The sequence below is a fragment of the Vibrio sp. HI00D65 genome (assembly GCF_001635455.1).
In the GTDB taxonomy this organism is placed as follows: Bacteria; Pseudomonadota; Gammaproteobacteria; order Enterobacterales; family Vibrionaceae; genus Vibrio.
Map to the genome: position 1 here is coordinate 1 of NZ_LWEH01000057.1, position 345 is coordinate 345.

Sequence of the window (345 nt, forward strand, 5' to 3'; positions counted from 1 at the left end):
GAAACAGAGAAGCCTCATATCGGTCAGATCAAAGAGATGATGGATGGCGTTCGTGAAGTACACCCTAATGCGAAGCTGGTATACAACAACTCTCCATCGTTCAACTGGACGCTAAACTTCCGTCAACAAGCATACGATGCGATGGTTGAAGCTGGTGAAGACGTTTCTGCATACGACCGTGCTAACCTAATGAGCGCTGGTGACGAAATAACATTGAAAAACTCCTAATCTAGGTATGCGTAATTGAATGAATAAGGTTGTTCCGGATCGACGACTAAATTCAGTTGGATTAAGACCAAGACAGAAGGCATTGCTCAAAACCACCATAAAACAATGATGTTCACT

At 43.2% G+C, this 345-nt stretch carries 1 pseudogene; it reads left to right on the forward strand.

Annotated features, from left to right (window positions below):
- Positions 1-198 (forward strand): annotated as a pseudogene (locus tag A3712_RS07290) (isocitrate lyase); the annotation flags it as partial.
- Positions 199-345: the final 147 nt, after the last annotated feature.